The sequence below is a fragment of the Pseudarthrobacter equi genome, from assembly GCF_900105535.1.
Classification (GTDB): Bacteria; Actinomycetota; Actinomycetes; order Actinomycetales; family Micrococcaceae; genus Arthrobacter; species Arthrobacter equi.
The window spans coordinates 3384417-3397417 of sequence record NZ_LT629779.1; the positions used below are offsets into that span (position 1 = coordinate 3384417).

Annotated in this window: 16 protein-coding genes; 6 read left to right on the forward strand and 10 right to left on the reverse strand. The window is 64.4% G+C overall.

From position 1 onward, the window contains the following. Positions 1 to 161 precede the first annotated feature (161 nt). A complete protein-coding gene (locus tag BLT71_RS15305; protein WP_091721943.1) occupies positions 162 to 1844 on the forward strand; it encodes a sensor histidine kinase in 1683 nt (560 codons plus the stop codon). Here BLT71_RS15305 and truA read toward each other — a convergent pair. From truA to BLT71_RS15345, 8 genes are all read right to left on the reverse strand, one after another. After that, a complete protein-coding gene (gene truA, locus BLT71_RS15310) occupies positions 1841 to 2734 on the reverse strand; it encodes a tRNA pseudouridine(38-40) synthase TruA (protein WP_091721946.1) in 894 nt (297 codons plus the stop codon). The two genes, BLT71_RS15305 and truA, sit on opposite strands and share 4 nt — an antisense overlap. A 32-nt stretch (positions 2735 to 2766) precedes the next feature. Next, entirely contained in the window at positions 2767 to 3351 is a 585-nt protein-coding gene (gene rplQ / locus BLT71_RS15315; RefSeq protein ID WP_091721948.1) for a 50S ribosomal protein L17, read from the reverse strand. Positions 3352 to 3420: 69 nt separating this feature from the next. After that, positions 3421 to 4431 carry a DNA-directed RNA polymerase subunit alpha gene (locus tag BLT71_RS15320; protein ID WP_013601812.1) on the reverse strand — a complete coding sequence of 337 codons (1011 nt, stop codon included), beginning with the start codon at positions 4429 to 4431 and terminating at the stop codon, positions 3421 to 3423. A gap of 127 nt (positions 4432 to 4558) precedes the next feature. Continuing rightward, a complete protein-coding gene (rpsK, locus tag BLT71_RS15325) occupies positions 4559 to 4960 on the reverse strand; it encodes a 30S ribosomal protein S11 (RefSeq protein ID WP_018769149.1) in 402 nt (133 codons plus the stop codon). 55 nt (positions 4961 to 5015) lie between these two features. After that, complete coding sequence (gene rpsM, locus BLT71_RS15330) at positions 5016 to 5390, reverse strand: 30S ribosomal protein S13 (RefSeq protein ID WP_028275004.1); 375 nt, start codon at positions 5388 to 5390, stop codon at positions 5016 to 5018. Between the two features lie 176 nt (positions 5391 to 5566). Further along, entirely contained in the window at positions 5567 to 5680 is a 114-nt protein-coding gene (gene rpmJ / locus BLT71_RS15335) for a 50S ribosomal protein L36 (protein WP_009358722.1), read from the reverse strand. A gap of 69 nt (positions 5681 to 5749) precedes the next feature. Next, on the reverse strand, positions 5750 to 5971 hold the full coding sequence (gene infA / locus BLT71_RS15340; protein WP_009358723.1) for a translation initiation factor IF-1: 222 nt from the start codon (positions 5969 to 5971) through the stop codon (positions 5750 to 5752). Positions 5972 to 6138: 167 nt separating this feature from the next. Further along, on the reverse strand, positions 6139 to 7095 hold the full coding sequence (locus BLT71_RS15345) for a P1 family peptidase (protein WP_091721951.1): 957 nt from the start codon (positions 7093 to 7095) through the stop codon (positions 6139 to 6141). Between the two features lie 215 nt (positions 7096 to 7310). Between BLT71_RS15345 and BLT71_RS15350 the strand changes: the two genes are divergently transcribed. From BLT71_RS15350 to BLT71_RS15370, 5 genes are all read left to right on the forward strand, one after another. After that, entirely contained in the window at positions 7311 to 8267 is a 957-nt protein-coding gene (locus BLT71_RS15350; protein ID WP_197676717.1) for a carbohydrate ABC transporter permease, read from the forward strand. Beyond that, positions 8264 to 9184, forward strand: a complete 921-nt coding sequence (locus BLT71_RS15355; protein ID WP_091721956.1) for a carbohydrate ABC transporter permease — start codon at positions 8264 to 8266, stop codon at positions 9182 to 9184. Before BLT71_RS15350 ends, BLT71_RS15355 begins: the two co-directional genes overlap by 4 nt. A 75-nt stretch (positions 9185 to 9259) precedes the next feature. Then, on the forward strand, positions 9260 to 10609 hold the full coding sequence (locus BLT71_RS15360; RefSeq protein WP_091721959.1) for an ABC transporter substrate-binding protein: 1350 nt from the start codon (positions 9260 to 9262) through the stop codon (positions 10607 to 10609). 90 nt (positions 10610 to 10699) lie between these two features. Then, positions 10700 to 11191 (forward strand): DUF2975 domain-containing protein, encoded by a 492-nt coding sequence (locus BLT71_RS15365; protein WP_091721962.1) that lies wholly within the window; start codon positions 10700 to 10702, stop codon positions 11189 to 11191. Beyond that, entirely contained in the window at positions 11191 to 11469 is a 279-nt protein-coding gene (locus BLT71_RS15370; RefSeq protein WP_091721965.1) for a helix-turn-helix domain-containing protein, read from the forward strand. Before BLT71_RS15365 ends, BLT71_RS15370 begins: the two co-directional genes overlap by 1 nt. 58 nt (positions 11470 to 11527) lie before the next feature. Here the strand turns inward: BLT71_RS15370 and map are convergent, their stop codons facing one another. After that, the gene (gene map / locus BLT71_RS15375; RefSeq protein WP_091721967.1) at positions 11528 to 12355 is read right to left on the reverse strand and encodes a type I methionyl aminopeptidase; all 828 of its coding nucleotides are present in this window, start codon (positions 12353 to 12355) and stop codon (positions 11528 to 11530) included. 73 nt (positions 12356 to 12428) lie between these two features. After that, positions 12429 to 12998, reverse strand: a complete 570-nt coding sequence (locus BLT71_RS15380; protein WP_171908938.1) for an adenylate kinase — start codon at positions 12996 to 12998, stop codon at positions 12429 to 12431. Positions 12999 to 13001 lie beyond the last annotated feature (3 nt).

Genomic DNA, 13001 nt, shown 5'->3' on the forward strand with positions numbered 1-13001 from the left:
TGATGACATCCCCTTCAATACTGGTATTCCAAAGTCAATTATTATGACAGGACGTGTGCATTACCGGTTTGAAAGGGCGTGAGTAAGAGTGGGCGGACAGAATGCGACGGCGCATCGTGCCCGTGCCGGGACGGTAATCGAGGGGAGCCTGAACACCCTTTATGGCTGATTCCCTTTTCCAGCGAGGACCTGCGCGCTTCTTCCGGGGATTGGGGACCCGTTCACAGGTGGTGTTGTGCCAGTTGCCGCTGACACTGTTGGTGGCCGCACTCGCAGTTGCCACACCGTTCGCATGGCCGGTGCTGCTGCACAGCACGCTCTACATGGCCGGCATTGCCCTGCACGCGCTACTTTTCCTTGCCTGCTTTCTGGTTCCCTGGGAACGCCTCGAGCACCGCCCGTACCTGCTGATTCCTGTCCTGGACTTTGCCGCCGTCGGTTTGCTGCGCAACGGTGCCGCACCACTGCTGCCGGGCCTGGCGGTCCTGGTGGTGTTCCCGGTGATCTGGCTCTCCGCCTCCGGCATGCTGGCCCGCAGCGGGCTGATACTCAGCTTTGCCGGACCGCTGTTCATCATGCTTCCGTCTGCCCTGGAAAGGCTGCCGCACTGGACGGCGGCGGACATCACCACGGTAATCCTGTTCCCCCTGATGATGCTGGCCGTGTCCCTGGCCATCCGGTTCGCCAGTTCCGGGCTGCGGGTCCAGCAACGCGAGCTGGCCAGGAAGGACGCTGAGCTGCGGTCGCTGCTGCGCCAGAGCCGGGAACGGGAGGAGCTGCTCCAGACGGTACTGGACGCTACGGACGTGGGGATCGCCGCCGTCGACCGTTCAGGGAAGTTCCTGGTCTCCAACAACCGGCAGCGGACCTTCCGCCGGGTAACGGGCGCGGACGACGCCGTTGCCGGGCAGGGCAAACAGCTGGTCTTTGGCCAGGACAAGACCACGCTGCTGCCGGCAGACAGGCGCCCCATCAGCAGGGCCATCGCCGGCGAATCCTTTTCCGACTACCTCGTGTGGGCCGGGGAGGGCCAAGAGCAGCGGGCGGTGTCCACCGCTGCCCGGCCGCTGGTGGCCGAGGACGGCCGGCTCACCGGTGCCGTGGTGGTGTACAACGACGTGACGGGCTGGGTGGAGGCCCTGGCCGCGAACCAGGAGCTGGTGTCCAACGTGTCGCACGAGTTCAAGTCACCGCTGAACTCCATCATCGGCAACGTCGACCTGGTCCTGGACGAGGTCGCTGCCCTTCCGCCCCACCTGGTCCGGCGGCTGGAAGTGGTGCAACGGAACTCCGAGCGGCTGCTCGCCCTCGTGTCGGACCTTTCCGCCACGGCGTCCACCGCACTGAACGTCCACCCGAAACGGACGGACCTGGCCAGCGTGGTGGAAACCAGCATCGGCTCCGCCCAGGCCCTGGCGGATCAGTCCGGCATCGAACTCGCTGCTGACGTACCGGCACCGCTGTGGGCCTACGCCGACCCCCTGCGCATCGGCCAGGCGCTGGACAACCTCGTGTCCAACGCCATCAAATACTCGCCCGACGGCGGCAGGATCAGTATCCGCGCACAGGCCGGCAGCCGCTGGGTGCAGCTCAGCGTCAGCGACACCGGGATGGGCCTTGGCGCAGTGGACTCGGCGCGGGTCTTCCAGCGCTTCTTCCGCACCGAAGCCGCGCGCAGCGCATCCATCGCGGGCGCCGGGCTGGGATTGTCCATCACGAAGATGATCGTCGAAGGGCACGGCGGAACCATCTCCTGCGAGAGCGCCAAGGGCGAGGGAAGTACGTTCACGCTCACCCTGCCGGCGGATGGACCAGCGGCAGCGTTCCAGGAACCGGCGGTTTAGTGTTCCCGCCGTGCCCGGGTGAGTTCGGCACGGGCCAGCAGTTCACTGGCTGACGGGTAGGCCACTTCCTCGAACACCAGCGGGTGCGGGGCGGCCAGGACGGACTTGGCGTCGCGCTTCTGTGCCAGCAGGCGCTCGTACAGCCACCCGGGTTCCACGGCGCCCTCCCCCACGTACAGGGCCGAGCCGATCAGGGCCCGGACCATGTTGTGGCAGAAGGCGTCCGCCTGCACTGTGGCCACGATGGCACCGTCTTCAGCGCGGGCAAATTCGAAACGCTGCAGTTCCCTGATGGTGGTGGCACCCTCACGGGGCTTGCAGAAGGACAGGAAGTTCTGCAGTCCCAGCAGCCGCGAGGCCCCCTGGTTCAGCAACTCCACGTCCAGCGGACTCTTGTGCCACAGCGTGAAGGCGCGCTCCAGCGGATCCCACAGCGCCGGGCCATCAGCGATCCGGTAGCTGTAGCGGCGCCAAAGAGCGGAGAAGCGCGCATCGAAACCCGGCAGTGCGGGTGTGATGCCGCGGACCTGCACGGCGCCGGTCAGGTCTCCCAGCACGCGGTTCAGTGCTCCGCGAAGCCTGCGGGTCATCGCAACCGCGGGATCGAGTTCCTGCCCGCGGGCCATCCCGTGCCACTCGCTGTCCGCGAGGTCCAGGTGCACCACCTGGCCACGGGCGTGAACACCGGCATCGGTCCGGCCGGCGACGGTCACCCGAATGGGACGCCGGACCAGCAGTTCAAGGGCCTCTTCGAGCGCGCCCTGGACCGTGCGGCGTCCCGGCTGGAGGGCCCACCCGCTGAAGGGGCCGCCGTCGTACGACAGGTCTACCCGGATACGCAAAAACCCGCCGCCCCCTGAAACGGGGGCCGCGGGTTTTTGGTGGTTCACAGACCTAAGTCTATGCGAAGAGAATCAGCGAATTACTTCGCGTCCTTCTCCTCGGCTGCAGGAGCCTCGGCAGCTTCCTCAGCGGCCGGAGCCTCTTCGGCTGCAGCTTCGTCGGCTTCAGCAGAAGGAGCAGCAGCTTCTTCGGTTGCAGCAGCTTCCTCAGCGGCCGGAGCCTCTTCAGCGGGAGCTTCCTCGGCGGCCGGAGCAGCCTTGGCAGCAGCCTGGGTAGCCTCGGCTACTACGGCCTGCTTGGCGGAAACCGGCTCGAGAACCAGTTCGATGACAGCCATGGGAGCGTTGTCGCCCTTGCGGTTGCCGATCTTGGTGATGCGGGTGTAGCCGCCGTCGCGGTTCTCCACTGCCTGGGCGATGTCGGTGAACAGCTCGTGGACAATGCCCTTGTTGCTGATCAGGCCGAGAACCCGGCGGCGGGAAGCGAGGTCGCCGCGCTTGGCGAAGGTGACCAGGCGCTCTGCGTACGGCTTCAGGCGCTTGGCCTTGGTTACCGTGGTGGTGATCCGCTTGTGCTCGAACAGTGCTGCTGCCAGGTTCGCGAGCATGAGGCGCTCGTGAGCCGGGCCGCCGCCGAGGCGCGGACCCTTAGTGGGGGTAGGCATAATTGTTTCTCCTCATGTGGAAGCCGTTGGGCGGCACACCGTGGTGCTGCCCGCCGGCCAAGGTCTGGTTTAGAGTTCGTCGTCGCCGAAGGCGGCGTCGTCCTCTTCGATTGCTGCGGCGCGTGCTGCGAGGTCAAAACCGGGAGGCGAGTCCTTGAGGGACAGGCCCAGTTCAACCAGCTTTGCCTTGACCTCGTCAATGGACTTCGCACCGAAGTTACGGATGTCCATCAGGTCAGCCTCGGAGCGGGCAACGAGTTCACCCACGGTGTGGATGCCCTCACGCTTGAGGCAGTTGTAGGAACGGACCGTGAGGTCCAGATCCTCGATCGGCAGTGCCATGTCGGCTGCCAGGGCAGCGTCGGTGGGCGACGGGCCGATCTCGATACCTTCAGCTGCGGTGTTCAGCTCACGGGCCAGACCGAACAGTTCCACCAGGGTGGTACCTGCGGAAGCAACAGCATCGCGCGGGGCGATGGCCTGCTTGGTCTCGACGTCGACAATCAGCTTGTCGAAGTCGGTGCGCTGCTCAACACGGGTTGCTTCCACGCGGAAAGTAACCTTCAGAACCGGCGAGTAGATGGAGTCGACCGGGATACGGCCGATTTCTGCGTCGCCGGACTTGTTCTGAGCTGCCGAAACGTAGCCGCGGCCGCGCTCGATGGTCAGTTCGAGTTCGAACTTGCCCTTCGAGTTCAGCGTGGCAATGTGCAGATCCGGGTTGTGGAATTCGACGCCGGCCGGCGGAGCGATGTCCGCGGCGGTGACGACTCCGGGGCCCTGCTTGCGCAGGTAAGCCACAACAGGCTCGTCGTGCTCGGAGGAAACCGACAGGCTCTTGATGTTCAGGATGATCTCAGTGACATCCTCCTTGACACCGGGAACCGTGGTGAACTCGTGCAGCACGCCATCAATCCGGATGCTGGTTACAGCGGCACCGGGGATGGAAGAAAGCAGGGTACGGCGGAGGGAGTTACCGAGGGTGTAGCCGAAGCCCGGTTCCAGCGGTTCGATGATGAACCGCGAGCGGTTTTCGGAGACTACCTCTTCGGAGAGGGTGGGGCGCTGTGCAATGAGCACTTAGGTTTCCTTTCGGCGAGCATCCGCTATATGACGCAACACAGGTGGTGGAAATTCGGTCTGAGACTTAACGCGCTGGGCTTGCCCGGCCCATTGCTGGTCCGGGCAAGCTCTGCGGCAGGAAGACTTAGACGCGGCGGCGCTTCGGCGGGCGGCAGCCGTTGTGGGCTGCGGGGGTGACGTCCTGGATGGAGCCAACCTCGAGGCCAGCGGCCTGCAGCGAACGGATGGCGGTTTCGCGTCCGGAACCCGGACCCTTCACGAAAACGTCAACCTTGCGCATGCCGTGCTCCTGCGCACGCTTAGCAGCGGCTTCGGCAGCCATCTGGGCAGCGAACGGGGTGGACTTACGCGAGCCCTTGAAGCCAACCTCACCTGAGGAAGCCCAAGAAATAACAGCACCGTTCGGATCCGTGATGGAAACGATGGTGTTGTTGAACGTGCTCTTGATGTGCGCCTGGCCCAGCGCGATATTCTTTTTGTCCTTCTTACGCGGCTTGCGAACCGCGCCACGAGTCTTTGGGGGCATTTTTTTCTCCTACAGAAAGTTATCGGGGGAAAGTCCGTTAGTCCCGGCGGGGATTTTAACGGGCCTTCTTCTTGCCTGCGACGGTGCGCTTCGGGCCCTTGCGGGTACGGGCGTTGGTCTTCGTACGCTGACCGCGTACGGGCAGGCCCTTACGGTGGCGAATACCTTCGTAGCTGCCGATTTCAACCTTGCGGCGGATATCAGCTGCTACTTCGCGGCGAAGGTCACCCTCAACCTTGTAGTTGCCCTCGATGTAATCACGCAGTTCAACCAGCTGGGCGTCGGTGAGGTCCTTAACGCGGACGTCAGCGCTGATGCCAGTGGCAGCCAGGGTTTCGTGTGCACGGGTCTTGCCCACGCCGTAGATGTAAGTAAGCGCAATTTCCAACCGCTTTTCGCGGGGAATGTCTACGCCAGCGAGACGAGCCATAGTGGCAGTGCTCCTTGAATAAACCGGAGGTCGTAGGCAGTACACCCGCACGTTCCGTGCGGCCCCAGCCTCCGACCGGGGGTTAGCTGTCCGGGCTCATGCGTCCCAATTCAGCTTGTGCTGCCTTTATTTACTTGCGTGGGTAAGCAACCCAGGGTTTCCTTCAGGGAAGGAAATTAGCCCTGGCGCTGCTTGTGGCGCGGGTTCTCGCAGATCACCATGACCCGGCCGTTACGGCGGATCACTTTGCACTTTTCGCAGATCTGCTTGACGCTCGGCTTGACCTTCATGGCATTCCTTTGCGTGTGGCAGTGGTCAACTGGAGCAGCATTCAGTTCGCACTGAAGCCGCCCAGCAATTTACTTGTAGCGGTAGACGATACGACCACGGGTGAGGTCGTACGGGCTCAGCTCCACCACTACGCGGTCCTCCGGGAGGATCCTGATGTAGTGCTGACGCATCTTTCCAGAGATGTGTGCCAGAACGATGTGCTTGTTGGTGAGCTCAACGCGAAACATCGCGTTAGGCAGCGCCTCGGTCACAACGCCTTCGATCTCAATGACCCCGTCCTTCTTGGCCATACCCTCCGCTAACTGTTGTTGCCGCAGCCCTGCCGGATTGCACCGGGCATGGCCACGAACGTTTTTGTTGGATCGATTGTCATCAGCGGGCCCAAAAGGGCGTGGCAGTCCAGACAACCAACAAGCAACACTACGCCATTTGGCAGCGAAAGTTAAATCCAGCCATGCTAGCGCATCTGCCCGCCATACGCACCATAATCGCCCGCCGGGGTGCTGACCGGTTCCGCGCTTGCCACACCGTCCAGGATGGCCAGGCGTACGACGTCGGCTGCCGCAGCTTGCAGGGTGATAAGGCTCAGTTGGCGGGCGGCTTCGTCCGAGCGGTCCAGGGCCGCGGCTCCGGTTGCGAGGCAAAATACTGTGTCCCCGTCAGCCAGGGTGTGCGAAGGATTGAGGGCCCGCGCGATCCCGGCATGGGACGCGGCAGCAGTCCGTTTGCACTCCGCCACATCGAGCAGGGCATTGGTGGCGACCACGATGAGGGTGGTGTTGAGCGGGGCGCCGTGGCTGGATTCCGACCCCCCATCCGAAGCCCTCGGCGTGCTCGTCGTGCCAAACGGGAGCCCGAGGGCGTTGACTATGGCCAGCGCGCCGACCACCACGCCGTTCTCCAGAGTGACCGAAGCCGTGCCGACTCCGCCCTTGAACTGTCCCCTGCCGATGAGCGCCCCGGTGCCGGCCCCCACGTTGCCGCGTTCGACGCCGTGCCCTTCCGGTTGTCCCGCAGCAGCCGCCGCCGCCGCGTAGCCCAGGTCCGGCGTCGGACGCGCCGAAAAGTCGCCTCCCCTGCCCAGGTCGAAGATCGCGGCGGCCGGGACGATGGGCACCACTCCCCCGGGAACGGCGAAGCCGCGGCCATCCTCCTCGCACCAGCGCTGCGCTCCTGCAGCGGAAGCCAGGCCGTAGGCACTGCCTCCGGTCAACACCACCGCATCCACCTGCCGGACCAGGGTGGTGGGGTCCAGCGCATCTGTCTCGTGGGTTGCCGGGCCGCCACCCTGGACGTCCACCGACCCCACGGTCCCGCGGGGCGGCAGGACCACCGTCACTCCCGTCAGCCACCCGTCGCCGGTCTTCTGGACATGGCCTACCCGGATACCGGGCACATCGGTAAGTGCTCCCATGCCCCTATTCTCCCCTCAGGTCGCGCGCCCCTGACGCATCGGCAAACTTTATGCGAGACTGCAATCAACACAGCGTTAACGGGCGAGGAAGCCTTGGATAACAGTCCTTTCACAAGGGCAAAGGCGGGTTTCAGCGCCCTGACGGTCTGGTGTAGTAGTCCCTAGATCCAGCCAGGGCCCGCCACAAGCAGGCTCCCAACCCGGGAGAGACACGCATGACCCGTCAACTCGCCCCGCACCCCTCCGCCAGACCCGGCAGGCAACCAGGCCCAGCAAAAGTCCCACGGCGGCGGTGGACCGCCCGGAGCCGCCGCGACTTCTTTGTCTTCCTCGGCATGGCGTTGCCCAACCTGGTGCTGATCGCCGTGTTCACGTACCGGCCGCTGTTCAGCAATATCTACTACTCCACCCTGGACTGGACGTTGGGCTCTCCCTCCGCCACCGTTGTGGGGCTCGGCAACTACGTCACGTTCTTCACCAGCAATGATGCGCCGAAGGTCCTGGGCACCACGGCCGTGTTCACCTTGGTCACGGTGGGCGGCTCCATGATCCTGGGACTGCTGGTGGCGCTGGCTTTGAACGCCAGGATCCGGGGCACCACGTTCGCCCGGTCCGCAGTCTTTGCCCCCTACGTCCTATCCGGCGTTGGCGTGGGCCTGGTGTGGCTGTTCATCTTCGATCCCGGCTACGGCGTCCTGGCCTGGCTGCTCCGGGGCATCGGGCAGCAGAGCCCGCAGTGGATCAACGATCCCCAGCTGTCGCTGGTCATGGTGATCCTCGTGTACGTCTGGAAGAACCTGGGGTACTGCGCGGTGGTGTACCTCGCCGGGCTGCAGTCCCTGCCAACGGAAGTTATGGAGGCGGCATCCCTCGATGGCGCCAACGGTTTCCGCCGCTTCGTCAGCATCTCGCTGCCGCTGCTCTCGCCCACCACGTTCTTCCTCCTCATCACCACGTTGCTCAGCTCGTTGCAGGCCTTCGACCTGATCAGGATCATGACGCCGCTGGGCGCCGGCACCAGCACTTTGATCTACGAGGCATACCTCCAGGCCTTCGGCGCCTACAACAGGGCCGGCTATTCGGCAGCCATCTCGGTAGTCCTGTTTGCCATCCTCCTGGTGATCACGGTGCTCCAGCTGCGGTTCGTGGAACGAAAGGTTCACTACTCATGACGTCCTTATCGCCGGTGAGCCCGGACCCCACCGCCCCTGCCGTCACCGCGCCGGACCCGGGCCTTCGCCGCGACCGGCCGCTTTCCCGCCGCAACCTGATCCAGACAATAGTGGGCGGCTACCTGCCACTGATCATCGCCACCTTGGTGGTGTTCCTCCCCCTGCTGTGGATGGTGCTCAGCTCCTTCAAACAGTCTGGCGAGATTGTCACCACCGACCTGAAGATCCTCCCGGAGAGCCTGAACCTCGAGAACTACCGGACCGCCATGACCACGGTCCCGTTCGGGCAGTTCTTCCTGAACAGCACCATCGTCACCCTGGCCGGGGCCACCATCAAGGTGCTGCTGGCCATCCTGACGGCATACGCCCTGGTCTTTGTCCGCTTCCCGTTCCGGAACTTCATCTTCCTGCTGATCCTGGTGGCCCTCATGGTGCCGCCGCAGGTTTCCATCCTGCCCAACTTCATCCTCATCGCAGGGATCGGCGGCAAGAACACCCTGTGGGGGATCATCCTCCCCGGCCTGGGCACCGCGTTCGGGACCTTCCTGCTGCGCCAGCACTTCCGGACCCTGCCGGCCTCAATCCTGGAATCGGCCGAGATGGACGGTGCCGGGCACTGGCGCCGGCTCTGGCAGATCGTGGTCCCTGTGTCAGTTCCCTCAATCGCCACGGTAGCCCTGGTGACCATCGTGACCGAATGGAACGACTACATCTGGCCACTCATCATCACGGACCGGCCGGAAACCATGACCCTGCCGGTGGGCCTGACCTTGCTGCAGAACAACGAAAGCAACGCCGCCGGGTGGGGCGTCCTGATGGCCGGCGCGGTCCTCGTCATTGTCCCCATCCTGATCGTCTTCGCTGCGCTGCAGCGCTACATCGTGGCGGGCCTCACCCAGGGCAGCGTGACCGGCTAAGCCGCCGGCCGCCGTCGTACTTCCCAACCTTGAGTACTCCAACCCTTCCGCAGGCAACAACCGAAAGGAACCGTTATGACACTTCATCTGGACCGGAGGCACTTCCTGGGCCTCGCAGGGGTCACCGCCTCTGCCGCTGCTTTGGCCGCATGCGGCGGACCCTCGACAACAGGCGGTGGCCAATCCACATCCCAGGCAGCCGACATCGACTTCAGCGGCGTGAAGCCGGCGGCCAAGATTGACTTCTGGTCCAGCCACCCAGGCCAGTCACAGGAGGTTGAGAAGAGCCTGATCCAGAAGTTCCAGGCCAAGAACCCAGGCATCACCGTCAACCTGGTCACTGCCGGGGCCAACTACGAGGAAATCGCGCAGAAGTTCCAGACCGCGCAGGCCGCGAAGTCCGGCCTCCCCGGCGTTGTGGTCCTTTCCGACGTGTGGTGGTTCCGGTACTACACCAACGGCAGCATCATTCCAGTGGACAGCCTCACCAAGCAGCTGGACATGAAGATGGACGACTTCCAGCAGTCGCTGGTCAACGACTACAAGTACGACGGCAAGCAGTGGGCCCTTCCCTACGGCCGCTCCACCCCGCTGTTCTACTACAACAAGGACCATTTCGCCGCGGCCGGGCTTCCGGACCGGGCGCCCAAGACCTGGCAGGAATTCGCCGAGTGGGCCCCCAAGCTGAAGGCAAGCTCCGGCGCCCAGTACGCCTACATCTACCCTGCGCTTGCCGGGTATGCGGGTTGGACGCTGCAGAACATGCTCTGGGGCTGGGGCGGTGGCTGGTCCAAGGAATGGGACATCACCTGCGACTCCAGCGATTCCGTGGCCGCACTGCAGTGGGCCCAGGACTCGATCTACAAGGACAAGTGGGCAGGCGTCTCCTCCAAGGAAGCGGCGGACGACTTCTCCGCCGGACTGACCTCGACCACCATTTCCTCCACCGGTTCGCTGCTGGGAATCCTGAAATCGGCAAAGTTCAACGTGGGCGTTGGCTTCCTGCCCGGCGGCCCAAAGGCAGAAACCAACGTTTGCCCCACGGGCGGCGCCGGCCTGGGCATTCCCAGCGGGATCACCAAGGAGGAACAGCTCGCTGCGGGCATGTTCCTGGACTTCGTCACCCAGCCGGAGAGCACTGCGGAGTTCTCCGCCGCTACCGGCTACATGCCCACCCGCAAGTCGGCTGACATGGCAGCAGTGCTGGCCAAGACTCCCCAGATCAAGACCGCCATGGACCAGCTCGCGGCGACCAAGGTCCAGGACAACGCCCGGGTGTTCCTGCCGGGCGCCGACCAGGAAATGGCTAAGTCCGCGGCGAAGATCCTCACCCAGCAGGGCGACGTCAAGTCCACCATGGCGGACCTGAAGACCACGCTGCAGGGCATCTACGACAAGGACGTGAAGCCGAAGCTGAAGTCCTAGCGCACAGCCTTTGCGGGCGCAGGGCAGGGGCCATTGCTTTACCTATCGAATAACGATAGTCTTCCATTGTTATTCGATACGGGAGTGGTAATGGGAAAAATGACGGTCCTTGCCCTGCGCGTGGTCATCGCGATGGTCCTGGCAGGTTCACTGTTCGTTCAGATGCGGATGGTCCCGCTGTTGTCCACCGATCTGCAGGAGGCCGGAGCCCCTGACGCCGCGCGGGTGGCCTTCCTGGTGATTGTGGTGCTGGGCATTGCCTGCGTCCAGGTCACCGCGGCGTGTGTCTGGCGGCTACTGACCATGGTGCGCCGCGGGACGGTTTTTTCGCAGGGGGCGTTCCGCTACATCGACGTGATCTTCGCTGCCATCTCCGCCGCCTCCGCACTGGTGTTCGGGCTGGCAGTCCTGCTGGCACCCGGGGACGTTGCGCCCGGCGTCGTCCTTCTGGTCTGCGGTGCGGCCCTGATGGTGGCCGGCGTGGCACTCATCGTCCTGGTGCTGCGGAAGCTGCTGGCCCAGGCAGTGGCGCGGGACGCCGAGGCCACGTACCTGCGCACCGAGCTCGACGAGGTCATTTAATGCCCATCATCGTGGACATCGACGTGGTCCTGGCCAAGCGGAAGATGTCAGTAGGGGCCCTGGCCGAACGTGTGGGCATCACGCCAGCCAACCTGGCCGTGCTCAAGAACGGCCGGGCAAAGGCAGTCCGGTTCACCACCTTGGAAGCACTCTGCGAAGTCCTGGACTGCCAGCCGGGCGACCTGCTGCGCTGGGTGCCCGGGGATGAACCCGCCGGCGTTGACGCCAACGATGGCACCGCCGGGGCACATGCGGGGGTGCCCCACTCCCCCAACTGAGTAGCAGCAGATGTCGTTCTGAAGTTCCAGAACGACATCTGCTGCTACTCACGTTCAGCTACGGAATCGGTACCGGGGTGACGCCGAGCGGCACGAGGTGCTCCGCACCGCCGTCGGGCGCTGAAAGTACCCAAATGCCCTTCTCGTGGACGGCCACCGAGTGCTCCCACTGGCAGGAGCGCTTGCCGTCCGTGGTCACCACGGTCCAGTCATCCTCGAGCACGGCGGTCTCGATGCCGCCGCGGACCAGCATGGGCTCGATGGCAAGGCACAGGCCCGGCTTGATCTTGGGCCCGCGATGGTTGGTGCGATAGTTCAGCACGTCAGGCGCCATGTGCATCTCGGAGCCGATGCCGTGCCCCACGTAGTCCTCAAGGATGCCCAGCGGCTTCCCGGGCACGGACGAAACGTAGTCGTCGATGGCGGCGCCGATGTCCCCCACGTGGGTGCCGGTGGCCAGCGCTGCGATCCCGCGCCACATCGCTGCCTGCGTGACGTCGGAGAGCCGTTGGTCCTCCGGGTCTGCGGTGCCAACGATAACGGTCCGCGCCGAATCCGAGTGCCACCCGTTAACGATTGCGCCGCCGTCGATGGAGATGATGTCGCCGTCCTGCAGGACCCTGCCGCCGGGGATGCCGTGCACCACTTCGTCGTTCACGGACGTGCAGATGGTGGCCGGAAAGCCGTGGTAGCCGAGGAAGTTGGACTTCGCGCCCGCGTCGCTGAGGACCGCGGCGAAGACGTCATCCAGGTGCTTGGTGGTCACGCCGGGGGCGGCCGCGGCCACGGCGGCGTCCAGGGCCCGGCTCAGGACGAGGCCTGCCTCGTGCATGGTGCGCATCTGGGCGTTGTTCTTGAATTCGATGCGGGGCTGGCCGAAGGCCATGGTGTGTCCTTTCAAATGGCTGAGGCCCCTCCCGGGGTGCCGGGAGGAGCCTCAAATAACCAGTGGCCTGGAATCAGGCCGCCTGTGCGGCCTTGATGGCCTGCATGACGCGGTCGGTCACTTCGTCGATGGGGCCGATGCCGTCCACCTGGGTGAGGATGCCGCGCTCGGCGTACTTCGCCACCACGGCTTCGGTCTGCTCGTGGTAGAGGTCAAGGCGGTGGCGGATGACGGCTTCGTTGTCGTCGCTCCGGCCCGTTTCCTTGGCCCGGCCCAGGAGGCGGTGCACCAGTTCCTCATCGTCCGCGGTGAGCTGCAGGACGACGTCGAGCTTCTCCTCGTTCTTGGCGAGGATCTCGTCAAGGTAGTCCACCTGGGCGGTGGTGCGGGGGTAGCCATCCAGCAGGAAGCCGGATTCTACGTCCGACTCACTGAGGCGGTCGCGGACCATCTTGTTGGTCACGCTGTCCGGAACGAAGTCCCCGTTGTCCATGTACTTCTTGGCCTCGATGCCAAGCGGCGTTTCGCCTTTTACATTGGCACGGAAGATATCGCCGGTGGAGATTGCCACAACGCCGAGGCGCTCCGAAATCCGCTCAGCCTGCGTTCCTTTTCCGGAACCGGGAGGTCCAATAATCAGCATTCT